The following is a 23,798-nucleotide window of genomic DNA, read 5'->3' as shown; positions in this document are numbered from 1 at the left end:
CTACTCATGAAGGTCAAAAAAGTTCAAGACTTCCTTATTTAGTTGAGAATCAGCGTATCTATTTACCGTTAATTCGCCCTGAACCTCATTGTTTTCCATGTAATACAAAGCATCACCCTTTACATCTTTCGAGTTAGGGAAGATCGAAGCCCCTTCATTATCGTTTTTTCCATCCGATTGATAAGGGTTATACATAGCCACCATGATGTTTTTTTCTTTTGCCAATCTCTTAACAGTTGGTATGAAATATTCGTCATTATCTGTAACAATCAAAAGAAATCCTTTTTTATTGCCTTCAAAGTATTTATTGACTTCATCAACATCAATCTGTTTAAAATGTTCACTTTCTTTAGCTTCAGATGAACAGGCAACCAATAAGACACTGATTACTGCCAACAGAAAAAATGCTATCGGCTTAAACTTCATATACTCAACACCTACTTTTTTCGTTTTCACTCTCATTTATAAACTGTTTCATAGGAATTTCTAGCATTGCGTCAAACTCCGAAAAATACGTGACTGTTTTTTGTTTTCCGTTTTCATCTACTTCATTTTGGATAGTGAGAAATCCATCATCAACCCGAACATAAAGAACTTTCCCTTTTTCTAGCAACGATTTTTGAGAAATTAAGTACCTGTCTAGCATTGCGATTTTTTCATTCATGATACAGTCTCCTTTTCTTTTTCAATATCATTTTCCACTTGTTCGAGAGCAGCGTTAATTTTTGATAACATGATAGAACAAATCATATCAGAAATCTGATGATTGTTTGATAAAACTATATCCCTAAATTCCAATATCCCCATCTGGCTATATTCTTCTATCTTCTCCATATCGTTATCAAAAGCCTGTAACATCAAGCCCTTTTGAATGACCTGTGACGCTTTTAAATGTTCGTTGATTTTTTGGTTGAGTTTTTCTTCCTTTCGTTTTTGCTGTCTTTTTAATGACTGTTCTTTCTTCTTCTGTTCAATCTCTTTTTCTAGTAACAATTCTTTCTCACTTTTTTGAGTGCTGCTTTCATTTTCTTTTTCAACTTCTCTATCAATTTCACTCTCGATCTCTATATTTTTTGTATAATTGTTGACCACAAAACTGGCTTTCAATTTGTTCAAGTCCGTCATTGAATGTTCGCAAGGAATATCAATATCGTTAATCGACTTGTCTGTGTCATAGTAATCCGATAAATATTCCCAACGGTATTTCAAAGCAGTCTTTCCAGTAAGGAAAATAGGATATGACTTTATTCGTTTACGATTCTTGTCTTGTCGCTTAATAACCCGAAGGACAATCATTTCCCCTTCCTTTAATCCCATTACTTCTGTGGAAGTCATTAGACGTCTGGAATCAACACTCTCTGTTTTAGATTTATTAAGGGAAATAGTTTGACCAGAACGTGATTTCGTAACAATTGTTTTTTCGCCAAGTTTCTTTGAAATGATTTCTGCTGTATTTTCATCAGCAGTCAAAAGATAAAGCGTGTTTCCACAGTTACCATCAATCGTTTTCCAATCTTCCCCATACAGATTTTCGAGTTGTGCGTATGCCTGAATAATCAAGTTAAAACGAATATTACGTCCAAGACAGACCGTAATAATATTTGCCATGCCCTCGATCGCAGGCATATTACCAAATTCATCAAGGAGGAAAATAACCTCTCTATGACATTTGCCACCTTCTGCATTGGACGCGATTCGAGCAAGGTTTGTATAAACTTGCTTCACGTATAATGAAGCAATGACGTTAAAAGTTGCGTCATAATCTGGAACAATCATAAAGATTGCTGTCGGTTTGTCGTACTCCATAACCTCAACAACTTTAACGGTATCATTATCCGTTGTCGAAGATAGAGATCCTTCAAACTTCTCATTTCCGTCCTTTGTTTTCTTATAAAGCTTTCCTGTAATTTTGATTCTGGTTTCTTCCCCTTGCACTTTAACCAAAACTTCATCATCCGTATTTAATGGATTTTTGTGATACAAGGTAAACATTCCATCTGAATCTGTCCGTATTGTTTCGGTTTTATTATTAGGAAAAGTAAGGTGAATCCTCGTATCTGGTTTCGTCTTTCCTTTTATCCATCTGCTAAAGCCGATTTTTGACATATCATAGGAATTTTGCGAAGTTAATTTTGCTGTACCATCCAACGTGAATACACCAAGTTTAGCGTTGGTATTCGCTAAAATACTTGCTCTTGTCTGACCACCAGAGAAATTGATTGTTGCATATTGCATTTTTGCAGGATGATTTTCTGGAAAACCTGCAAAGAAATCATCTAATGCACTAATTTCATTTCCGTTTTCATCTTCCACCATGCGAGTTCCTAAATCCGAAAGCATTAAAGCCACATTGTACATATTGATTTTTTCTGGTTCGTGTTTACATTGTTCACATAAAGCTAAAATCAATGCTGTACATAAATCTGTTGACGAGTTTGACCAAAACGGGTCTTTACTTTTTGGGTCATAGTACAACATAAACGCCACTGAACGGGCGTACTGTTGTGCAAGTGAATAGTTCCCTTCCATAAATGCGTCAATTGTCAACTGCAATAGATTGTAAGACATTGACTGTAAGGGATTCATAAGATTTAAAACCTCTACATGATACCCCAAACCTTCCAATGTCTCTTTTGAAGCCGAGTACAATTCACCTTTCGGGTCATTCAAAACCATGCTTGCCTGTTTTTCTGCCCGACTATAAATATCAATCGCAGAGAAAACGAAGGTTTCACCTTTACCTGAACGAGTAGTACCAATAATCATGTTATTTACAGGGCTGTCGTCAATAAATAATCTGTCTTTAAAACGTGCAATCGGAACACCCCCACCACCTTCAAAGCGTTCTCCTTTGTCTGGTACATCTCGATATTGCTGTTGAATTTCTTTAAAGGTTGTAAACCTGGCACTTCCTTTTTGGTCTTTTTTCAACTGACCGAAGTTGGTAATAAACTTAAAAACAATGAGTATGCTTGAAGCCAAAGAGACAACCAGAAGGATTAAATAAACAATTATGGATGAAGCAATAAACGGAAAAGACACAAACATTTTTTTATCAATGTTTATCTTTTCCGTTTCTAAAAATGAGCCTGTTCCGAAAGTTTTTTGGAATATCTCAACCCCTAAATTCACCACAAAATTCAATCCGAGAAATAAGACGGTGAATGTTACTAGAAAAACCAGTACAGGGATTCCTATTTTTTTTAACAGGCGAATAAATTTATTTTCGTTCATGATATGAAATCACCCCTTATAAAGCTTGGAATTCTTCTTTTTTCTCTTTTAATTCATTTGTCAGCTTTTCAATGGTTTCCTTGTTTTTTTCTTTCGCCTGTTTTTCTCTTTCAAGCTTTTCTGTCAGCGTACCAATTTCAGCTTTTAAAACTTCATATTTATCAATTTTTTCTTTCAGTTTTTCATCATTATTATTCTTCCATTCTGCTTTTGCTTCATCAATTTTTCCTAATTTCATGAGGGCGTACGTTTTCATTCGTGAGCGTTTAGCTGTCATGTTTACTTGTGGTAGATTCATCATTAACTCATAGTCCTTCTGAAAATATGCAAGGTCAAAACGTGCTTCATTTGTAGGATACAATTCGTTAAACTCCTGCAACTTCTTAATTTTAGCTTCACCATTCTCCCAGTAATCATTGTTTAAGATGATGGTTTCAACTTCAACTGGGTCACCCATTACAGTAACCGCCTTGTCATATTCGTTTTCTTTCAAATACATATCAACCAAAATAAACTTTTGATTCTCATTTAGGTCTTTACCTTCCAAATATCCTTTAAGACCGTCTTTATCTCCTAAAAGGGCTGTTTCATAATTTTTCATTAGTTCATCTTGCTGATCTACTACACCCCTTCCTTCTGCTAAGGCTTGTTCATATTGAGCCTTTTGAAAAACAAAAGAAAGAGAAACAACAATTAAACCGGCACTTGCTAAAGCTGTTATCGAATAAATCACCACACGCTGCCATTTTTTTAGCTTGGAAATCTTGCTTTTATCAAGGTTGATAAGCGTTTTATCAATTTTTTCTTCCTTTTTGTATTCATCTGGTGTTAATTTTTCAATCTGTTCAAGTAAATAAGTTTTATCAGCTTGGTTCTTCTTATTAACCTTGATATATTTAGACATTTCTTTTATCTGATGATAGATGTTCGGATAATCATAAGAACCAAAATTAAATGTTCCAACATAAAGTGTTGTTTCGGTTTCAGGTGCAATAACGGTAAATTCAGACGACATTACCTTTTTTTCTTCACGACAATTCATTTCCAAATCATGTGTCATGCCAACCACTTTATCAAAATCAATTCTTGTATGATTCGGGATTAAATTGTTCTCAACATTAGAAAATAGCACTTGTAGCAATTCATCCTACTCTCCTTCAATTTGTATTTTTTCAATAGAAAAAGTCACCCTATAAAAAGAGTGACTTTTCTTTTGTCCATATTTAAAATTTAATATTGCTGTCAACGCTTTGAGCGATTCCGTACGCACCCATAACTATGACCAAACCGACTGCCCCACCGATGAACCAACCGATAGATTTTCTCCGTCCTTGATCTCCACCCCAGATTAGGTAGTAACCACCGATACAGAATGCAATGGCAGCACTAATCATCCCTAATCTTTGCGCCCACTCCAAGATCGCTTGACCTGTTGAAATCAAACCTTCCATTTATACACTCCACCTTTCATATTTTTTAAAAATTATTTGAGTTAGAATTGAATGATTGGTGTTGATTTTCGTCAAGGTTTTTTTTCTGCTGTTTGTCTTGCTGTTCTTCCTTGTCTTTTCGTTTGTTCAGTTTGCTGTCTAATGCTTCAAAGATTAATTTTTGGTTGTTCTGGATATATTCAGCATGAATTTCATCCACCCAATCATCATAATCAATCCCTTGAATCTGCAATAATTTTTCTACAAACTTTTTATTTTGACGTTGTTCCTTTGTAGCCAAAAGAAAAGCACCACCCTTCATCAAGCTAAATTTTTTATAAAGTAACACACCATTAAAGACAGTATGTTTGCGAATTTTTAGCTAGTTCATTCGCGAACTCTACAATGAATGCGAAACTTTATAACAGCTTGCTCATTGACGTACAGCGTTTTTAGATGACGCAGAACTATTCGAAGCCAATTGTGAAGCGACAAGTTTTAGGACTCCCTTGCCTAACCTTTTAAGCGAGTATATCCACCACTCGGCTACTAAGATAAATGGACACTCCGATATTCAGTTGTCTTTGAGGTTGTATACTGTCCTTAACGGTGTGTTACTTCTTATCACAGAACTCATTCCGTTTTCTCTTTCCTTTTATTCCTCACGCCTGTTTTCACTAATTCGCTATCTTCTCCCTTCCTTTTTGCAAGTACCTTTGAATCCGAAACAACGGTTCTGGTGCGGTAATATAGATCAGTGATGTGCTTTACTTCTCCCGATTCTTTTTCAATGCCAATGAAGCCTTTCAACTCGTAAGTTTCACCGTCAAATGTTCTTAGAGAAGTCGCTTTAGGTAAATCATATAAACTGAACCTTTCTTTCACTCCGTTACACCTCGATTCTTGTTCATTGTCGAACCCAAAATCTAAGTAATCCCAGGGAATATTAGAAAGTGGGATTCCTAATGATTGAGCAATTGTCCATATGTTTCGAAGTGAGGGTGTTAGAATCTCCCTTCTTTCCCACATGCTTATCGTACTTTGCTTAATCTTGTTGTCCGTTCTCGTCGATAAGTCGGCTTGAGAAAGTTGAAAAATTTGACGCTGCTCTCTAATCCAATCACCGAAATAGTAAGGCAAAAATACACCCCCTTATCGTGTAGAATTATGATATTATCTCCATTATATCAGCAAACCGATATTTGTCAACAGAATACTGATATTTTTGAGCAGAACTCTGTTTTGGATTTCACGTGAAGCCTTGATGTGATTATCCTGAATCTACATCAGCAAACTGATATTTGATTGATTCTTAAAGTTTCATGATACAAAAGAACCAGTTTGAACATGTCGTTTTTTGTCGAAAACATGGAGGTATGAGTGTTGTTTTATAAGTCTATTTGAAGAAATTTGAAATGATTGTATGTATTGATAAATATTGATTTGAAGGTGATTTCAGTGGTAAGATGATTTGAAGGGATTGTAATTAAAATAGGTATTTAGTCTTTAATTATCTAAATATTTGTATAAACTTTTTAAAAAGAGTTGAGAATATAGATGGTTAGGAAAAGAAGGGATGATTCATGTAATGGATATTCATCATGCAGTGACCGCAAGGGTTAAAAGTCTTTGCAAAGAAAAAGGGTGGACAACCAATGAATTAATCAGACGGTCTGGTGTTAACCAATCAACTATCTCCGAAATTATGTCTGGTCGATCAAAGCACCCCAGAATCATCACTCTAAAAAAAATCGCACAAGGGTTTGATATGAGTTTATCGGAGTTTTTTGATGATGAATTGTTTTTAGAACTAAATGAGGAAAGTGAAAAAAAAAGCCCGCAATAGCTTATTTATGTAAAGAAATAAACTATCACGAGCATTATTAAGAAGAAGAACAAAGCTAATGCAATTATTGATATGACAATATTAATTGTGGATTTCAAAATGTGGCTGAACGCAGCTATAAAGTGTTTGGAAACCAATAAGAGTATTCCGAGAGACAACATTACATAACTTATTGACTTCAAGTTGAGTGCGAACAAAAGGAAAAACATTATTATTAGAAAAATGGACAGCTTGTATTGGAAAGTCAAACGTCCAAAGCTTTCTTTTATGGTTAAAATAGAAATCCCCTCCCCGATCTTCAACCTTCCTTACACTTAACCTTTAATTTCCTTTTCCAATTCTTCTTTAAAATATTGTACAAAGAATGAAATGATGAACTTCATCGGAATTCGTGTTTCGTTTGACAGGTACTTTAAATAATTTATAAATTCAACGGATAAGCGCATGCTCTTTTCTTTTGCTCCATCTAGTAAATCACCATCAATATTAATGATTGATGGTGATTTACTTTCCACTTCATCACGAATTTTTTTATGGATTATTTCAGTGGCTTCTAACATTTTAATGTTCTTTCTAAATGCGTAGTTCCGAATAAACTCATAATCGCTTTCAAAAATTTTTCTTGGTACTGTCTCTTCTGATTCAACGTTTTTAGTGAACAATGCACTAATTTCCTTGCTTTTATTATCGTTATTATTTTTATTGAAAGCCCCAGATAATGATTTCATTTACTTCAAACCCCTCTCTACTTTTTCCCTCAATTCATTGGCTAATTGCTCAAAGACTTCATATGCGTCAGTATCCCAACGATCTAACTTGATATAAGGATTGGTTTTTCTTCGATAGTACATTCCTTTTTCCATGAACTTCGCAATCCTTTTTCTCCGAGGTATACGAGTACGGAAAAACAAATCATCATCATCAAAGTTATATGCTTTATCCAATTCCGCATTAATCTCTTCATCTTCTTGCAGTTTATTTATTAGAATACCCAAAAAGTTTAGGTTAGGATTCAGGTTTTCATGGATTCCTTCAGCCGTAGCATGAAATTCACTTATCCCTTCAAATGAGAAACTTGATGTTTCAGTCAGTATGATAAAGTAATCACTTGCAGTTAGGGCATTATTTAAGAAGTCCGTAAAGATAGTCGGTGGAATATCAAAGAATATATAATCGTATCTACTTTCAATTCGTTCTATATGTTTTTTCAACAATGTGTAACTATTCTTTTTAGTTAAAAGCAATTTAAACCCTGCTGCTGCTTCAATTGATGAAGGTGATGGAATGAAATCAAGATTCTCTGTTGCATTAGCAATAGATTTTGATAAATCACCTTCTTGGATTCCCTCGATCAGAGAAACAAAGTCGCTGAAATCCCCATCAAAGAACGTTTTATTAAAAAGTTGAGTGGTGTTTCCCTGTGGGTCAAAGTCTACCACTAAAACTTTCTTTCCTTGTTCAGCTAATTGATAAGCAAGCATTGAGGTAACAGTGGTTTTACCTATACCACCTTTTTGGTTTGCGATTGTAATTTTATAAGCCATGTTGACCTACTCCTTTATTAGATGATGTGTGTGTGATTAAATTCTAACATATACAATCCATAAACTACAAGTAGTTTTTTGTCGTTGGGAACTACATGTAGTTTTATATTGTACTTAAAGTATACCACACAAACTACAAAACTACAAGTAGTAGTAAAGATTTTTGAGACTACTAAACTACTTGTAGTTTTTGTGTTTCTGTTGTATCATGGTTTTACACACACATCATATTAAAAGGAGAAGATGATTCATGCAATATGAACAGTTGTCCATTTATCATTATCTGGACTATGAAGATGATGAACTGTACAAACGGATTTCTAATCTAAAGATCGGTGAAGAAATGTTTTTTAATCAAACCAAAATATCAAGGTATGCAGAGCATTTTGAAGTTGAAAACGATATGTACCACGAACCTATTAAAACAGTCAAAGAATGTTATGAGTGGTTATTGATAAAAAGGATTTCGATAAAGGAAACTGTATGAGTTATTTTTTTAAATCACAAATATCAGTATTCTGTTATTTGCAGAATGAAAAAAGGTGGAATAAAGAAATGGACGCTTTATCAGATGAATTATTGAAAAAAACTTATATAAAATCTAAGGAATTAAGTCTTGACCCTGAATTCATTCAATTACTTGAATTAGAGTTGAAACGAAGGTTGGTCAATATTAAAAACATAGAACAAAAAATGAAGGGTAGCTAATCGCTGTCCTTTTTTCTTTCCCTTTTCTCTAGTAACAAGTTTTTTTAAAGAGAAATATTAATCATTTAAAATCAAAACCAGACGAAGCTATGTTTTGGTTGTTATTAAAGAATGTTATTAAAAGATGTTTTAAAGCTTTATTGATGTTATCGACCCCTCCAAAACGTTGATATAATAGGGTTTATTGAGGTTAACTATCACAAAAGAAACGCCAACTATCACCAAATGAACGTTAAAAATCACCAAATGAACGTCTAACTATCACCGAATGAACGTCCAACTATCACCAAATGAACGTTAAAAATCACCAAATGAACGCCGGTTTTTTTAACTATCACCAAATGAACGTCTTTAAAAGTCAGGAACTTCTCTTAAAAATCACTTCTAAAATAATTGGTGATAATTGATTGCAAATATCAGAATGCTGATGTATATTAAAACTACACACACATCATTAGAAAAAGAGAGGTTGTATAAGATGAATGATATTAAACTAAATAAAGACTTTTGGGTAACCGTACACAATGATCTAGTACAGGCTAGATTTTCAGATTCATTGAGTATGAGAGAACAAAAAGTGCTTTACGCTGTATTAAGTAATATTGAGCCGCCAGAGTTTGATATTAATGAGAAAGGCGAAAGAGTAATCAAAAACCCTATAAAAGACATACCGACCTTTAAAGTGCCTATTAAAGACTTTACAGAGTGGTTAGGATTTAAAGACCCTAATTACATAGGATTTAAGAATGCTATAAAGAAATTGATGAAGAAATTGATAGAGATACAACAACCAGATGGAAGTTGGGAGATATTTCAGTGGGTAACCAAATCAAGCTATCTAGCCAAAGAAGGCATGGCAGAGATTAAACTGTCGCCAGAATTGTACCCATATCTATTAAACTTGGAAAAGAATTTTACTACTGTTAGATTAAACGTTCTTTTAAGCTTTAAAAGTGTTTATTCGTCAAGATTATATCAACTGATAAAAAAGTGGTCTAAAATCGGCACTTGGAAAGTTGAAGTGGATGAATTGAAAAGCCTGTTAGGTGTACCTGTTGTGAAAGAAGTGAATGGGAAAAAACAATTTCGTCTTTCTCAATATGGACATTTTAAACAAAAAGCGTTAGAAGTTGCACTTGCCGAAGTAAACGAGCATTCCGAGTTTAAAGTGACTATGATTGAACATAAAACAGTTCGTAAAATCACATCATTAACATTTGAAATAAAGGAAAAAAGAAAGCTGAAAAAGGTGGACGAAAAGCCCCCTGCCGACTCACAGGAACAACCAGAAAATGATTCGGAGGGTGAAGGTTCAGAGCGTGGCATTTACGCTGAATCATTCAAAAAGAAGTATGAAGCAAGGAACAGAAGTTATTACGATAGAAAAACAGGCGAAATGGTTTATTTTGATGATGAAGAACGAGTAAAGGCTATTATTTTGAACAATCTTTTTAGTGGGATTGGAAATGACGCTTGCTTCACAATAGAAAAACTTTTGATGAAGCTAATAAATATCCCTACTTTCAATATTAGCAGAGAAGTTCATGAATTATTTAATTATACAAAACATGCAGCGACTATAAAAAATCCAGAAGCATTTATCATAAGTAAGCTAAAGATATTAGTAGAAAAAGTGGTAAAAGGAAATACGAATATTAGTGTTCAAGATATACTCGATTTCAAGGGCAATAAAACAAGAGTTGAAAATTTACCAGATTGGTGGTTTGAAGGCGAAAAAAGCAAAAGAGAGAAAGAAAGGAAAGAACAAATCGCATTTGAATTAGGAAGATTAGGGAATTACAGTTTAACATATAAAGACGCAGAACATTTTGATTTGATGGTTAAGTGGAAAAAAGAAGAAGAAACAAGCCCGAACAACAAGTTTTTAACTGGAAGTAAATTTGAAGATTATAAAAAGCTGAAAGAATCTGGTGTTCTCCATGACCTTGTAGAAAAGAAAAAAGAAGAACTAAAAGCATTGGGCTACTTAGATAATAATGGACAAATAAAAGAAGAAGTTATAAACGAACTATATTTGAATGAATTAAAGAGATCGGCATGACCGACCTCTTTTCTTTTTAAACTACTTGTAGTTTTGTAGTTTGTATGGTATAATTTTAAATAAGAAAAAGATAAAGGAGTTGTTCGCTATGATTTATTTCAAAGATGAAGTACATGAGGAACAAACAGCGTTGCTTTTAGAGAAGTTTAAAAAGGAAAGTTTGCTGCAAGATGTAGAGTACGGTTCGTTTGCTTATATTGTCGGTGCTACTTATAAGGCTAAACAAGTCGCTAGTGCGATTGACGAGGAAGGCAATATTGACCTTGATGAACTATATGAAATCATTGGTGTTTTTTCATCCAGTGAACGAGGTATGATTCGTTTTGCCTTGCAATGCTTCAATAATTCAATGGATGAAATCACATTAGGAGAAGTTATGCGACCACTTGATGATAAAAATACAAAAGTCATCAAACAAGTAATAGATATTCGGTACTAATTAAGAACCACCAAGCCAGAAATGAACATTATTTGTGGAGATTGTGATAATCCCTTCCATATGGTTTAGCACCAATAATAAAACTACTTGTAGTTTTTGTGAAGAAGTACTACAAGTAGTTTTATCGTGTTCATTTTAACCCTACCCAAAATTAACACACAACAGACTGTAAGAAACAGCTTTTTCAGCGTGTTCATTATATAATGTTCATTAAATAGTGGGAGGGAAATATATGAAAGTAGGGTACATAAGAGTAAGTACGAAAGAACAGAATGTTGACCGTCAGGTTCAATCATTAACCGAGTATGGTTGTGAGAAAATATTTATTGATAAGAAATCCGGCAAAGATTTAGAGCGTGAAGAATACAAAAAAATGAAAAGTTTCATCCGAGAAAAAGATGTGGTGGTATTTGCCGAATTAGACCGTCTAGGTAGATCGAAGAAAGATATTGATAACGAATGGAACGATTTAATAAATCGTGGCGTTGATATAGTGGTTCTTGATGTGCCAATTTTAGATACAACTAAGTATCAAGACGATTTAGGAAGATTGATGATAAATATTGCAAGAGAGTTATTCGGCTATCTGGCCGAGCAAGAAAGAAACAAGATATTACGAAGAACAAAAGAGGGAATAGCCATTGCTAGAAAAAAAGGAAGGTATAAAGGGCGACCAATACAATATCATCCCGAAGCGAAAGGAAAGGATAAACTTATTTACAACACGATAATTTCAGAATTAGAAAAGGGAAATACAATCATGGATATAAGCAAACTAACAGGCGTTTCCAGAAATACCATATATAAAATCAAAGGGCAACGGAATAATGATATAACTCCTTTGTAAAATACATTGCTGCATGGTATAATAATTTTATTGATTCATCTTAAAAAGCTTTGTCTTTTTAATGATGATGTGTGTGTATATTTAAGGAGCGAACCTCGGAAAAGGTTCGTTCCTTTTTTCTATTCGAATAAAAAAGGGGAGAAATTGATCTCCCCTTTTTTATTTCTTCTTTTTTGATTTCAACGGAATGCTGTATTTTTTACTATTTTCAATCCCTCGTTTAGCCAACTTCTTTGCTTCATCTTTCGTCATATTCACACCCGTTTCTCCTTCCACTCGCTTTTAATAAAAGCATGGACAAATCTGAAAATATTTAAACATACCTGTCCCCCATCCCCCATATACATAAAAATAAGATTAGGACACTAGGACACTGTCCTAAACAAAACTATCGAAAAGAGAGGGTAAATATGAGTAGGGGAGAGGTAATAGGTACTAAAATGAGAAAAACTCGTTCAGATAAAAAAAGAGATGTGAAGCCGACAATTTCAAACAACCTTCGGGAATGTATTTATCGTTTATCTTATATTACAAACACACCTGTAAAAGATGTGGTGGAAATTTTGTGTGAGAAGGGTTTGAGATCGAGAAGGGTTATTGAATATTTATCTCAATACTTTAGGCGTGATTTTCAATTTTCAAATACCCTCTTTATGGGTGATTTTGAAAGGGAATCACTGCAATACAAATATCAGTCTGGAAAGAACGTTAGAATCACCACACGCTTTACTCAAACGACCTATGAGGACATTTCTTCATTGGCTTACGCTTTAGATGTAACTCCCTCGAAAGCAACTGCCTTATTATTAGACGCAAGTACCAGGAACACTAATATCCTAAATGCCTTTGTGAAAGCTTATTTACATGAACACATAGATAAAATGAGGATGAAGGAATTAAAGCAAGTGCTGAAATACATTAATAAAAACAACCCTTACAATGAAGAAATCTCATGGTTTGTACTCCTGTCCATGATTTTTGATGATATTAAAGATAGCACGAGCAATGTTAAAGACAAGATTCACAGTTGGATAGACAAACATAAATAGAGATTATTTCTAGAAAAAAGGAAGGGCTTCAAGGATTATCGCTGTTCTTCCATTTTGTATAAACTACTTGTAGTTTTGTAGTTTATACAAAAAACAAAAAGCCCCTTAACTCACGGCAATGAGTTAAATGGGCTAACACAAAATTGTTCAATTCCATTTTATCGCACTAATATTTTATCGCACGGAAGTGATAATTGCAACATACCCGAAAGCTACTTGTAGTTTTGTAGTTTATATGGTATAATTTTAAGTAGGAAAGGTTGATATGAAGCCTTTCCCACACACACATCACATCAAAAAAAGGAGAAGATGAATCTATGGAAAACAGAATCAAAATTCTTGAACTATTTGGAGGAATTGGCGCACCCAGAAAAGCCTTAATCAATCTCGGTGTTGACCACAAAAACATTGACTATGTGGAGATACAAACGAACAGAGTACGTGCTTACAACGCCATGTTTGACAATCGCTATAAGCCACAGACTGTTGTTGGCTACAATTTAAAAGCCGATATTTTGATACATGGCTCACCTTGCCAAGATTTTAGCAGGGCTAGACTAAGATGGGGAGAACGAAAAGGTGGGGCTAGAGGTAGCGATACGAGATCCTCGTTACTATTTGAAACACTACGAATAATAGAGGAAATGGGAATGTGGCGACCACGAGTAGTTATATGGGAGAACGTCGCAGGAGTCCTTGATAGCGATATGAAACATGCTTTTGCTGATTACTTAAACAACATGGTTAGATTAGGGTACACTAATTCATATAGAGTTATAAATGCTATGAATCATGGAATACCTCACAAAAGAGAAAGATTGTTTACTGTATCATTTTTGGGAGGTATACGTTTTGATTTTGATAAATTGCGTCAAAGAAAGTCAACTCACATAAAAGAATTTTTACAACCAGAACATGAAATTCAAGAACAACACATTATAAACGTACCTTCTATGCTAAATAAAATTCCTGAATTTTATAAACCAACCAATAAAAATTATAACCGCATGTTAGATGTTATAGATGACTATTGTTGGACTATAACAGAGCGACAAGACCGATGTCCAAACGCAGGAGTAATAAAAATGAGTGATGGGCGTTACCGTTACCTAACAGAACTTGAATGTTGGAGGTTATTAGGTTTTGACGACACTGATTATTATTCGGTTTTAAAGGAATTCCCGACCAAAAAAGGGAAACGAAATGCGACCTTATACGCAATGGCTGGCAATAGTATTGTTGTAAATGTTCTCGAAGATTTATTTTATAGTATCTTATATGACAGCCATGAAAAGGGAGAAACTCAACAACTCTCTAGCCACAAACAACTGGCACTATCTATCTAATATACCACCACACAAACTACTTGTAGTTTGTGTGGTGCTTTAAATAAACTTTAAAAAAGAAGGTGTTATGCAATATGATTGATTATTCCATGTTTATTATAGGTGTGATCGCTGTAATATCACTCATAATAATAGGGGCTTTTGCGATTAATTGGTCAGGTAACAGCCAAGAGAGAAAAGCCAAATTGTATGCTAATGTAACTGTTTTGGGAGTTGTGGGTTTAGTAGTTTTGGTAATGTCTTATTACTTTGAAGATATTAAAACTTTATTGTGAGAAATACGGATTATTAGAAAAATGGGATGAAAGAAAAGGGTGGCATAAACGCTACCTTTTTTTATTGCAATCGTTAATTATATGTCTTAAAAACTATAAAACTACTTGTAGTTTTGTAGTTTGTATGCTATAATTTTAAGTAAGAAAGGTTGATATGAAGCCTTTCCCACACACACATCACATCAAAAAAAGGAGAAGATGAATCTATGGAAAAAGTATTTGAGGTTATCAGTATCAAGCAGGAAACAAAAGAAGTTAGCGTAAGGTATCTAGGGATTGCACAGACCCAAATTATAAGCCCGTCTGTCGTTGCAAAAGTGGCAATAGAGTTGATTGGTGACGAGGACAGAGAAATATTTTTGGTCATAATATTAAATACGAAAAACAGAATCACAGCAGTCCATAAAGCGCATATTGGCTCACTGAATGCTTCACTTGTAAGTCCGAGGGAAGTCTTTAAAACAGCTATTTTAAACAACGGTGCAAGTATTATAGTTGCTCATAACCATCCGTCATTCGACACAACCCCAAGTCCAGAGGATATTGAGGTAACAAAAAGATTGGTTGAATGTGGAAGAATCTTAGGTATTGAAGTATTAGACCATTTAATAGTAAGTAATAAAGATTATATTTCATTAAATGAAGAAGGTTATATGTAATAAAAGGGGGGCTTCCCCCCTTTAAAAATAAAAAACGGAGGTATTAAACATGAGAGAAAACATTCAAGAAACAATACGCAGCCAAGTATCAGCCATTCTACACAATATCAGCTATCTCAAAAAGCAGGACAAACTATATTTAGCTATTGCACATGAGAATGAACTAGAAAAAATCGTTGAACAGATTGAAATGTTAGAGATCAAAACCAGAAAAGAAATTGAAAAATAATGAGCGATTATAAAGTATGACCATTACAATTTTTGAAGGAAGAAATCAAAACATTATTTTTAGAAAAAAGGGGGAATTGAAGCATTCTTGAACGCTCAAATTAGGCGTTCTTTTTATATAAACTACTTGTAGTTTTGTAGTTTTTATGATATAATTTTAAGTAAGAAAGGTTGATATGAAGCCTTTCCCACACACATCATTTTTAAAAAAGGAGAAGATGAATCTATGGAAAATGTAGTAATTGTAAGGAAGTTTAAAGAGGACGGAAGAAAGGTTATCCATTTAATCAATCGAAACGAATTTGTTTTCGGTAGTTATGTAGACAACGAATTGATGAACGTAAATGTTTTCAATATCGTTCTGGATTGTATAGAAAGAGGGTACATCATCAAAGTTGAAGATAAGTGGTAATGCTTCATGGAATATATTCAAAAGTTTATTCCGAAACGCTCTGTTAGGGGTGTTTTTATTAAAAAACTACTTGTAGTTTTGTAGTTTTTATGGTATAATTTTAGGTAGGAAAGGTTGATATGAAGCCTTTCCTACACATCACATTAAAAGGAGAAGATGAATCTATGGAAGTAATAACAAGGTTTGACAGATTAGAAGGAGACATACCAGTATTTGAAAGAACAAGAGTAAGAGTAAATGAGGGAACAACATCTGAAGCCACCAACATTGTTAAAGGATTATTGGCAGTTATAGGAACTGTTCATGAGATTGTACATTATAGGTTAAGTCAAAAGATTAAATATGTAACTTTTATACAAGGTAAAAACTTCGATGTAGTAATTGACGGTGGTTTAACAAGTGGTTATGTAGGAACAGGTCCAGGTGGATTTTCAAGGATTCTTGAAGAAACAGGCATTACAAAAGATGAAGCTGAAAAGATTGCTCATACACGCTATGTGGATGGAGAAGAATTGAGAGACGCAGTAATAACAATAAAATATCTATAATCCACAATATGTAAAATAACCCTCGTTTTGAATGGACTAGTCAAAATGAGGGTTATTTTTATTTTTCATTTTCTGTCTATTTGATGATGTTGCTTAGAATTTGAAACTAACCTTATCATTTTTAATGAACAAAATTGCTTCAAAGGCTTTTCCTGCTTTGCTTTTAAATCCTTTGATTTTCCCTGTTTCCTTTTTTTCTAGTAAGTCTTTGATGTTTTTTTGAGTGAGTTTCTTGCCGGAAATAGTTTTAGAAATCGAGAACGTACAGCCATTTTTGTAATTAGAGCATCCAAAAAACTTCTGCCGATCAACCATTTTCCCGTCATTGCATACAGGGCAACTACCTATAATTTGTGTACTTACTTGTTCCTTTACAGCCACATTAACCGATTCCGTATCAAGCTTTTTAGGTGCTTCATCAATAGTAGAGTCTAAAAACTTCTGTATGTTTCTCAAGAAGTTTTCCTGTGACCCCTTACCTTCTCCGATTTTCTTCAGATAACTTTCCCATTTAGCTGTCATTGAAGGGCTTGAAAGCAAGTTTCCCTCTATTGCTTCACAAAGAATTTTGCCTTTTTCTGTGACAGCAACAATGTTTTTTTTCACTTCGATATAACCATTTTTCTTAATGGTTTCAATGATTCCAGAACGTGTAGCTTCTGTTCCTATGCCTTCAACTTCTTTTAAGATTTCGCTATCGGCTTCATCCTCAACCAACCTGCCTGCTGTTTTCATCATATTGATCAGTCCACCTTCTGTATAGGGTTTCGGTGGTTGTGTGAAGCCTTCTCTCACTTCTAACAAACTACTTGTAGTTTCCCCTTTTTGTACGGGGGGCAAGACTTCCGAACCTTCCTTGTCTTTTTCATCTGTTTCATTGAAAAGTGATTTCCAACCTTTTTCAACCTCGACCTTTCCTTTTGTGAAAAACTCAATATCTTTTACTTTCGTAGTAATGGTGGTTTCCTCATATTCATAATCACCATGAAACATAGCAAGTGTTGTTTTCATGATTTCTTCATAAATATTTTTTTCTTCCCCATTCAGAGCCTTTAAAGTACCATCAGAAGGGATTGTTTTCGTCATAACAATGGCATAGTGCTCCTGAACCTTTGAACCGTCTACATAGCGCTTTTTGGGCGTTTTATCGGCTGTAAATGAAACACCTAAAAGCTTTTGGTATTCTTCAACATTGTTCGACAAGTATTCAAATTCGCTGTCTGTAATGTAATTGCAGTCAGTCCGAGGATATGTGACCAGTTTCTTTTCATAAAGAGATTGCATAACCTCTAACACCTTTGCAGGGCTATATTTCCAACGCTTATTTGCAGTTGTCTGCAAGGTTGACAACGAGTGCAGCAATGGCGATTTAGTCTTTTTGAGTTGTTTTGTGACGCTATCAATAACTCCATTTTCAGGAGAAGAACAGGAAAGACCGTTCTTTTCCAATAGAGAAATGACTTGTTGCTTATCGTCCTCTTTTATTTTGGCTTTCCCTTTATAAACGCCTTTTTCATGAGTAAATTCAGCAAACAATTCATAGAAAGGCTTTGAAACAAAATTCTCAATTTCTTTCTGCCTTTGGTAAATCATAAAAACGGTTGGAGACTGCACACGTCCGACTGATAGCGTAGTATTAAGCCCTTTTTGGTTTAAAAGTAAGGTAAACAACTGACTTGCGTTGATCCCCACCAACCAATCGGATATTTGACGAGTTTTCGCTTCGTTGTACATAAGTAAATCCTTTGAGTTGTCCTGCAAATTATTAAAACCCTTTCGTACTTCATCCACTTCCAATGAATTAATCCAAAGTCGTTTGATTGTCTTATTTTTAGCACCTGTCATATTTAAGATTGAGTAAAAAATGTTTGAGCCTTCCCTATCCACATCACAAGCATTGATAATTACATCAGCGTCCTTAAACAATTTCTTAACAGCATTAAATTGACTCTGCTTATCTTTCGTCACTTTAAACTCAAAGCGATCTGGAACGATAGGCAAGTTCGCTAAATTCCATTTTCCCCAATCCTCTTTATATTCTTGTGGCATTTTCAAGGAAACTAAATGTCCGATTCCCCATGTTATGGTAGCACCGTTCGGGAATGTGTTACATGGCTTTAATATAATATGTGTTTTCTCTCTTTTTTCTACGTCGAAAGCTTCACAATATGCCTTTGCTTGTGACGGCTTTTCTGCTAAAATAACTGTTTTTCCATACATGCATTATTCATCCTTTCGTTCGGTATTTGACCCAAAAATCAATTCCAGGCATTGAAATAATGTTCGGGTTTTAAGCTTATTTTTCATCCTGGTATCAGCTGTAACGTTCGGTATCACCAAAATAACAGAATACTGATATTTGTGATTTAAAAAAATAACTTGCAATCACAAGTAATCAGTACCCTGTATACGCTACTTGTATCCGAGTGGCCAAACAAAAAACGTGTTTGGCAGCTCTCCACAATTCGCTGTATCTATAAAGTCATTTCTGGTTCGCTTGCCTTTTCAATAGACTTATTTTTAGAAAAATCACTTGCGTCAAGATTTACATTCAATGTGCTGAATGCAGTATTTAGATATTTAACTTCATCTTTTTTAACGCCAGTCTGTTTGAGTATGACTTCAAACGATTCATTTAATTCATGGTTAAGATTATAGGAAATGTCTTTATCACCTTCGACCAACTTTCCAAAGTCTATTAAATCCTGTTTAGATACCATTGCCCTTTCATTTTTTAAGAGCAAATCTGCAACTTCTTCATCAACAATTAATTCATGCAAATCAAAGTTTTGTTCGTTCTTTGGAATTTCAATACTAAATGTTTTACTTTCATCCTTAAAATATTCTTGAATGCTTTGCTCAACCTCGCTATTCATTTTTATAACGTCTGAAAGAGTTGAATCATGCAAAGCACTGTACAATGAATCAGAAACGCTTAAATCGCCTTCTGACAAGGATTGTGGATTATTTAAGTAAACATAGTATGGTTCTAATTCATTTTTTTCAATATCTCCTGCCCAAACACTAAGAGCATATTCCTTCCCATTAACACCATTAGTCATGACTATTTGAGCAATTTCCTCACTATCTCGACCTTGTTCATTTTCAAGTGAGGTTATTCTGAGTTTATGATTATATTTACCATATTTATCATCCAAACTAGCAGACAAATCCTTTAATCTATCATTAAAATTGTTTACCATTCCATTTACTTTATTATTGGCACTTTCCTTTACTTGATTTATATTGTCATTGACAAAATCTTTAGCTTGATTGAATCCGTCTTTCACCTTTTGAGTATGCTTATTAATTTGTTCATTAAATTTTTTGAGGGCTTCTTGAAATTTTTCTTGTAACTGTTTTAAATCAAACGATTTTTCGCTTTCTTTAACAAGGTTTTCTATACGTTCAAAATGACTATCCAGCATTTCAGTTAATTCCTCTTTAGTTATATATCCATTATTATTTTTATTGATATGTTCTTTTAATTCTTCACCATGAGCCACGACCAATTTTTCAACCTGCTTCATTTCAATCCAATTTAAAGCCATTATATTTACCTACCTTTCCAATTCAAATTGTGGTTTTTTATTCAAACTATTTTCTGCTTTATTTATTTCATTTCTTATTTTTGGTGCTACTTTTCCTATATAATGTGATTCTTCATTTAACAAAACACTATGATAACTTTTTTCTAACAACCCATAGTTTTCTTTACTAACTATCTTTTCTTTTTCTAAATGGTGTAATGGATGTGCATATTTTTCTTTATCATATCTACCAGAAACCATATATGGTTTATCTCCATTCGGCAAAGCAATTGTATATTCAATTTCCTTATTTTTGTTAAGAACTGAATCAAAGTCCAAATTATTAACTTCTCCAAAACTTTTAAATTCGGAATCATGGTTATGAATCATCATCAACGGTTCTTTGACTTCTAATTCAGTGATAAATCCATCTTTCGATTCGTGTTTATTCAATGCTGTATATGATAGATACTTATAATAATCATGAGGATTTTCCTTTTTTAAATGTTCAAGAAAATTTTTGTTTTCAAATTCAACAACATTGCTTGATAGTCCATTATTTTCTTGAATCAAAAGTAATTCTTCATAAGAGTCTTTTGTATATTCAACCGTATGGACTTTTGCTTTTTCTAATTCAGAAAAATGTGTGTCGATCACTTCGATAAATTCCTTCGCTGTATCTCTAACCTCATTAAGAAGGTTCTCTTTATCCTTTAATTCCTTTCCTTCTGTCCATCCACCTAAATATGAAAGAGTGAAATTTTCTGTATCAATTCCGTACCTATTAGCGACTACATACGATACCATTTCAGCTTGAAATTCACGTTCGGCTGTCGTCAATTTGTCTCTGGTGTCTGGTGTATGAAGCTTGGCATGAGCCAATTCATGAATTAAAGTAGTGACATTCTCATAATCTGTATTCCTTGGATTGAGGGCAATTTCTTTCAAATAAGGGTACGCTGCCCCCTTCGCTGTACCGAGTTCTTCACGTGGTTCATCAAGAATTGTAAAGCCTACTTTGTCAGCTATTTTTTGAAGGGCTTCAAGCATTTCTTTATTGTTTTCAATCTCTCCATCCTTATGATACTGTCCAAATATTTGAGAGACTTCCAAACCTTTTTCTCTTGCGTCCGTTTGGGTGTATTCGAACACATGACCAATTTTGAAAAACAACTTTTTACGAGTTTCTATTTCACCTTTTTTAATTTGTTCCTTTTCCTTTGCATTTGCATATCGAGTTTGAACCCAATCATCATTTCTTTTGAAATATTCAACTGGTGTAGGAACAAGAATCTTGATACCCTTTTCACCTTTTTTAACGAATGCCCCTTTTTCTTTCCAGAAATTAAATGAACCAACTGCCCTAGCCCCACGAAATTGACTGTCGATCAAGGACATATTGCGTAAAGAGTAATTATAAAAATTGGACATAAAAGCCAAGTGTTCCTTTAAGGCTTCTTCTGATACGAAATAAGATTCAATTTTCTCTGTCATGTCATTGGTCAAATCTTCAATCTCTTTCATGCGTTCTTCATGAGTTTTTCGCTTATATGCCATTTTTATATCACCTTCCATATTGTTAATTTAACGAGTGATGATCAAAATAAAGGATTACTTGATCCTTATGTCATTATGAAAAAGAAAAAGGATTCAGAAAGTCTTGCGATTGATATTCTCACTTTCCTCACGGGTATTTCTAGTCGAGATGGTGAAAAGTTTCCTGTGTTACGAAGAGCGATTCGTGCTGTGAGTCAACAAGAAGAACGGGGCTTGCTTCTTGTGATTCATGAATTAAGAAGTGACCCTAATCCATTAGCGGGCCCTATTGCAGACCATATCGAAAGTTTTACGGATTATGACTTTGCCCACCTCCTCTTTTCAGATGGAACGGTGAAACATTCGATCAGTTTAGAAAAACAGTTAAATATTATCCAAGTGGCGGATTTAGTGTTACCAGACGCAGAAACAAGTTTTGAGGAATATACGACGATGGAATTATTAAGTGTCGCCATGTTGATTGTCATTTCTACTTTTGCATTAGACTTTATCCATTCCGACCGTAGCATTTTTAAAATTGTTGATTTGGACGAAGCCTGGAGCTTCCTACAAGTCGCACAAGGAAAAACACTTTCTAATAAATTGGTTCGTGCAGGGCGTGCCATGAATGCTGGTGTCTACTTTGTTACCCAGAACGCTGACGATTTAACCGATGAAAAATTAAAAAATAATATCGGTGTAAAGTTTGCCTTTCGCTCAAGAGATATGACAGAAATAAAGAAAACCCTTCAATTCTTTGGTGTGGATTCGGAAGATGAATCGAATCAAAGGCGACTACGGGAACTCGAAAATGGACAATGTTTAATTCAAGACTTATATGGACGTGTCGGAATTATTCAAGTCCATCCTGTTTTTGAGGATTTATTTCATGCTTTCGATACACGTCCACCGACACAGGAGAAGAAAGGTGGCGATTAATTTGAAAAAACAAAAATGGAAAAAGATTGTCTTAACGGTGGTACTTATTGGTACTGCCGTTTTTCTATGTCTTCTTTTACTTGGAACATTAACTCAAGCAGCTGGCTTAGTTGATGATACGGTGTCAGAAGATAATCTCTATTCCTTGTACCCACTTGACCATTATCAATTAGATTTCTACGTGGATTCGGGTTGGGATTGGTTGCCGTGGAATTGGGATGATGGCATAGGTAAACAGGTCATGTATGGCTTATATACAATCACTAATTTCATTTGGATTATTAGCTTATATTTATCGAATGCGACAGGCTACTTAATCCAACAAGCTTATTCTCTCGATTTCATTTCCCAAACGGCAGACGCTATCGGGAAAAACATGCAAACATTAGCTGGAATTACGGCAAGTGGTTTCAGCAGTTCGGGATTTTATGTGGGTTTCTTACTCATTTTTATTTTAGTGATTGGGATTTACGTGGCATATACAGGATTAATGAAACGGGAAACGACGAAAGCATTTCGAGCGATCCTAAACTTTTTAGTCGTGTTTATTTTGTCGGCTTCTTTTATTGCCTATGCCCCAACGTATATTGCTAAAATAAATGACTTTTCGGCAGATATTAGTCAGGCAAGTTTAGACTTAGGAACAAAAATCTTAATGCCTAGCTCTACTAGTCAGGGAAAAGATAGTGTCGATTTGATACGGAATAACCTCTTTTCTGTTCAAGTGGAACAGCCGTGGATGTTGATGATTCGGATAAAGAAACGATTGGTGAAGAACGTGTTGAAAGCTTAGTCTCCATCAATCCTGATACGAATAACGGGAAAGATCGTGAAGATGCTGTAAAAGCAGAAATTGAAGATCATGACAATAAAAACTTAACAATTACGAAGACCACTACACGTTTAGGAATGGTCTTCTTTTTATTTCTGTTTAATATCGGTATCTCCATTTTCGTGTTTCTACTATCGGGAATTATGATTTTCTCACAAATTCTGTTTATCATCTATGCCATGTTTTTACCCATCAGTTTTTTACTGTCGATGATACCCACCTTTGAAAACATGGGAAAACAGGCGATTATGAAATTGTTTAATGTGATTATGCTTCGTGCTGGAATTACATTAATTATTACAATTGCCTTTAGCATTTCATCCATGCTTTACAG

Annotated in this window: 26 protein-coding genes and 1 pseudogene; 15 read left to right on the top strand and 12 right to left on the bottom strand. The window is 34.3% G+C overall.

What is annotated here, in order from left to right; all coding sequences use genetic code 11:
* The 7 genes from ACPYKA_RS03275 to ACPYKA_RS03245 all read right to left on the bottom strand — a co-directional run bounded on the left by ACPYKA_RS03275 (position 1) and on the right by ACPYKA_RS03245 (position 5,804).
* Positions 1-426 (bottom strand): hypothetical protein, encoded by a 426-nt coding sequence (locus tag ACPYKA_RS03275; protein ID WP_479540978.1) that lies wholly within the window; start codon positions 424-426, stop codon positions 1-3.
* A gap of 4 nt (positions 427-430) precedes the next feature.
* Positions 431-664, bottom strand: a complete 234-nt coding sequence (locus ACPYKA_RS03270; protein ID WP_479540977.1) for a hypothetical protein — start codon at positions 662-664, stop codon at positions 431-433.
* Positions 661-3,234, bottom strand: coding sequence for a VirD4-like conjugal transfer protein, CD1115 family (locus ACPYKA_RS03265; RefSeq protein WP_479540976.1), 2,574 nt, complete (start codon positions 3,232-3,234; stop codon positions 661-663). The genes ACPYKA_RS03270 and ACPYKA_RS03265 overlap by 4 nt, the downstream gene beginning before the upstream one ends.
* A gap of 16 nt (positions 3,235-3,250) precedes the next feature.
* Positions 3,251-4,375: a hypothetical protein gene (locus tag ACPYKA_RS03260; protein WP_479540975.1), complete on the bottom strand. Its 1,125-nt coding sequence runs from the start codon at positions 4,373-4,375 to the stop codon at positions 3,251-3,253.
* Positions 4,376-4,457: 82 nt separating this feature from the next.
* Positions 4,458-4,685: a hypothetical protein gene (locus ACPYKA_RS03255; RefSeq protein WP_479540974.1), complete on the bottom strand. Its 228-nt coding sequence runs from the start codon at positions 4,683-4,685 to the stop codon at positions 4,458-4,460.
* A gap of 25 nt (positions 4,686-4,710) precedes the next feature.
* On the bottom strand, positions 4,711-4,965 hold the full coding sequence (locus ACPYKA_RS03250; protein ID WP_479540973.1) for a hypothetical protein: 255 nt from the start codon (positions 4,963-4,965) through the stop codon (positions 4,711-4,713).
* Between the two features lie 332 nt (positions 4,966-5,297).
* Complete coding sequence (locus tag ACPYKA_RS03245; protein WP_479540972.1) at positions 5,298-5,804, bottom strand: helix-turn-helix domain-containing protein; 507 nt, start codon at positions 5,802-5,804, stop codon at positions 5,298-5,300.
* 436 nt (positions 5,805-6,240) lie between these two features.
* Here ACPYKA_RS03245 and ACPYKA_RS03240 point away from each other — a divergent pair, with 436 nt between their 5' ends.
* A complete protein-coding gene (locus ACPYKA_RS03240; RefSeq protein ID WP_479540971.1) occupies positions 6,241-6,510 on the top strand; it encodes a helix-turn-helix domain-containing protein in 270 nt (89 codons plus the stop codon).
* Positions 6,511-6,824: 314 nt separating this feature from the next.
* Here the strand turns inward: ACPYKA_RS03240 and ACPYKA_RS03235 are convergent, their stop codons facing one another.
* Complete coding sequence (locus ACPYKA_RS03235; protein ID WP_479540970.1) at positions 6,825-7,238, bottom strand: hypothetical protein; 414 nt, start codon at positions 7,236-7,238, stop codon at positions 6,825-6,827.
* Entirely contained in the window at positions 7,239-8,054 is an 816-nt protein-coding gene (locus ACPYKA_RS03230) for a ParA family protein (RefSeq protein WP_479540969.1), read from the bottom strand.
* Positions 8,055-8,304: 250 nt separating this feature from the next.
* Here ACPYKA_RS03230 and ACPYKA_RS03225 point away from each other — a divergent pair, with 250 nt between their 5' ends.
* From ACPYKA_RS03225 to ACPYKA_RS03170, 12 genes are all read left to right on the top strand, one after another.
* The gene (locus ACPYKA_RS03225) at positions 8,305-8,541 is read left to right on the top strand and encodes a hypothetical protein (RefSeq protein ID WP_479540968.1); all 237 of its coding nucleotides are present in this window, start codon (positions 8,305-8,307) and stop codon (positions 8,539-8,541) included.
* A gap of 68 nt (positions 8,542-8,609) precedes the next feature.
* Positions 8,610-8,762 carry a sporulation histidine kinase inhibitor Sda gene (gene sda / locus ACPYKA_RS03220; RefSeq protein ID WP_479540967.1) on the top strand — a complete coding sequence of 51 codons (153 nt, stop codon included), beginning with the start codon at positions 8,610-8,612 and terminating at the stop codon, positions 8,760-8,762.
* A 478-nt stretch (positions 8,763-9,240) separates the two neighbouring features.
* Positions 9,241-10,824 (top strand): RepB family plasmid replication initiator protein, encoded by a 1,584-nt coding sequence (locus ACPYKA_RS03215; protein ID WP_479540966.1) that lies wholly within the window; start codon positions 9,241-9,243, stop codon positions 10,822-10,824.
* Between the two features lie 88 nt (positions 10,825-10,912).
* The gene (locus ACPYKA_RS03210) at positions 10,913-11,263 is read left to right on the top strand and encodes a hypothetical protein (protein WP_479540965.1); all 351 of its coding nucleotides are present in this window, start codon (positions 10,913-10,915) and stop codon (positions 11,261-11,263) included.
* 232 nt (positions 11,264-11,495) lie between these two features.
* Positions 11,496-12,110: a recombinase family protein gene (locus tag ACPYKA_RS03205; RefSeq protein WP_479540964.1), complete on the top strand. Its 615-nt coding sequence runs from the start codon at positions 11,496-11,498 to the stop codon at positions 12,108-12,110.
* Between the two features lie 410 nt (positions 12,111-12,520).
* On the top strand, positions 12,521-13,159 hold the full coding sequence (locus ACPYKA_RS03200) for a hypothetical protein (RefSeq protein ID WP_479540963.1): 639 nt from the start codon (positions 12,521-12,523) through the stop codon (positions 13,157-13,159).
* Between the two features lie 317 nt (positions 13,160-13,476).
* On the top strand, positions 13,477-14,505 hold the full coding sequence (locus tag ACPYKA_RS03195; RefSeq protein ID WP_479540962.1) for a DNA cytosine methyltransferase: 1,029 nt from the start codon (positions 13,477-13,479) through the stop codon (positions 14,503-14,505).
* 74 nt (positions 14,506-14,579) lie between these two features.
* A complete protein-coding gene (locus ACPYKA_RS03190; RefSeq protein ID WP_479540961.1) occupies positions 14,580-14,780 on the top strand; it encodes a hypothetical protein in 201 nt (66 codons plus the stop codon).
* A 206-nt stretch (positions 14,781-14,986) separates the two neighbouring features.
* Positions 14,987-15,439, top strand: coding sequence for a JAB domain-containing protein (locus ACPYKA_RS03185; protein WP_479540960.1), 453 nt, complete (start codon positions 14,987-14,989; stop codon positions 15,437-15,439).
* A gap of 49 nt (positions 15,440-15,488) precedes the next feature.
* Positions 15,489-15,668 carry a hypothetical protein gene (locus ACPYKA_RS03180; RefSeq protein ID WP_479540959.1) on the top strand — a complete coding sequence of 60 codons (180 nt, stop codon included), beginning with the start codon at positions 15,489-15,491 and terminating at the stop codon, positions 15,666-15,668.
* A 225-nt stretch (positions 15,669-15,893) separates the two neighbouring features.
* Positions 15,894-16,079 carry a hypothetical protein gene (locus ACPYKA_RS03175; RefSeq protein WP_479540958.1) on the top strand — a complete coding sequence of 62 codons (186 nt, stop codon included), beginning with the start codon at positions 15,894-15,896 and terminating at the stop codon, positions 16,077-16,079.
* A gap of 119 nt (positions 16,080-16,198) precedes the next feature.
* Complete coding sequence (locus ACPYKA_RS03170; RefSeq protein ID WP_479540957.1) at positions 16,199-16,627, top strand: hypothetical protein; 429 nt, start codon at positions 16,199-16,201, stop codon at positions 16,625-16,627.
* Positions 16,628-16,720: 93 nt separating this feature from the next.
* Here ACPYKA_RS03170 and ACPYKA_RS03165 read toward each other — a convergent pair whose 3' ends face one another.
* The 3 genes from ACPYKA_RS03165 to ACPYKA_RS03155 all read right to left on the bottom strand — a co-directional run bounded on the left by ACPYKA_RS03165 (position 16,721) and on the right by ACPYKA_RS03155 (position 21,714).
* On the bottom strand, positions 16,721-18,847 hold the full coding sequence (locus ACPYKA_RS03165) for a type IA DNA topoisomerase (RefSeq protein ID WP_479540956.1): 2,127 nt from the start codon (positions 18,845-18,847) through the stop codon (positions 16,721-16,723).
* Positions 18,848-19,101: 254 nt separating this feature from the next.
* Positions 19,102-20,178 (bottom strand): hypothetical protein, encoded by a 1,077-nt coding sequence (locus ACPYKA_RS03160; protein WP_479540955.1) that lies wholly within the window; start codon positions 20,176-20,178, stop codon positions 19,102-19,104.
* A 9-nt stretch (positions 20,179-20,187) separates the two neighbouring features.
* A complete protein-coding gene (locus tag ACPYKA_RS03155; protein ID WP_479540954.1) occupies positions 20,188-21,714 on the bottom strand; it encodes an ArdC-like ssDNA-binding domain-containing protein in 1,527 nt (508 codons plus the stop codon).
* On the opposite strand from ACPYKA_RS03155, the gene ACPYKA_RS03150 reads away from it, so the two are divergent.
* Both ACPYKA_RS03150 and ACPYKA_RS03145 read left to right on the top strand, forming a co-directional pair.
* On the top strand, positions 21,628-22,632 hold the full coding sequence (locus ACPYKA_RS03150; RefSeq protein WP_479540991.1) for an ATP-binding protein: 1,005 nt from the start codon (positions 21,628-21,630) through the stop codon (positions 22,630-22,632). The genes ACPYKA_RS03155 and ACPYKA_RS03150 overlap by 87 nt on opposite strands.
* Positions 22,583-23,798 (top strand): annotated as a pseudogene (locus ACPYKA_RS03145) (CD3337/EF1877 family mobilome membrane protein); the annotation flags it as partial. The gene ACPYKA_RS03150 and the pseudogene ACPYKA_RS03145, both read left to right, overlap by 50 nt.

The organism is Pseudogracilibacillus amylolyticus (SeqCode) (assembly GCF_051918545.1).
Classification (GTDB): Bacteria; Bacillota; Bacilli; order Bacillales; family Amphibacillaceae; genus Pseudogracilibacillus.
This window is presented reverse-complemented; position numbering and strand designations above follow the sequence as displayed.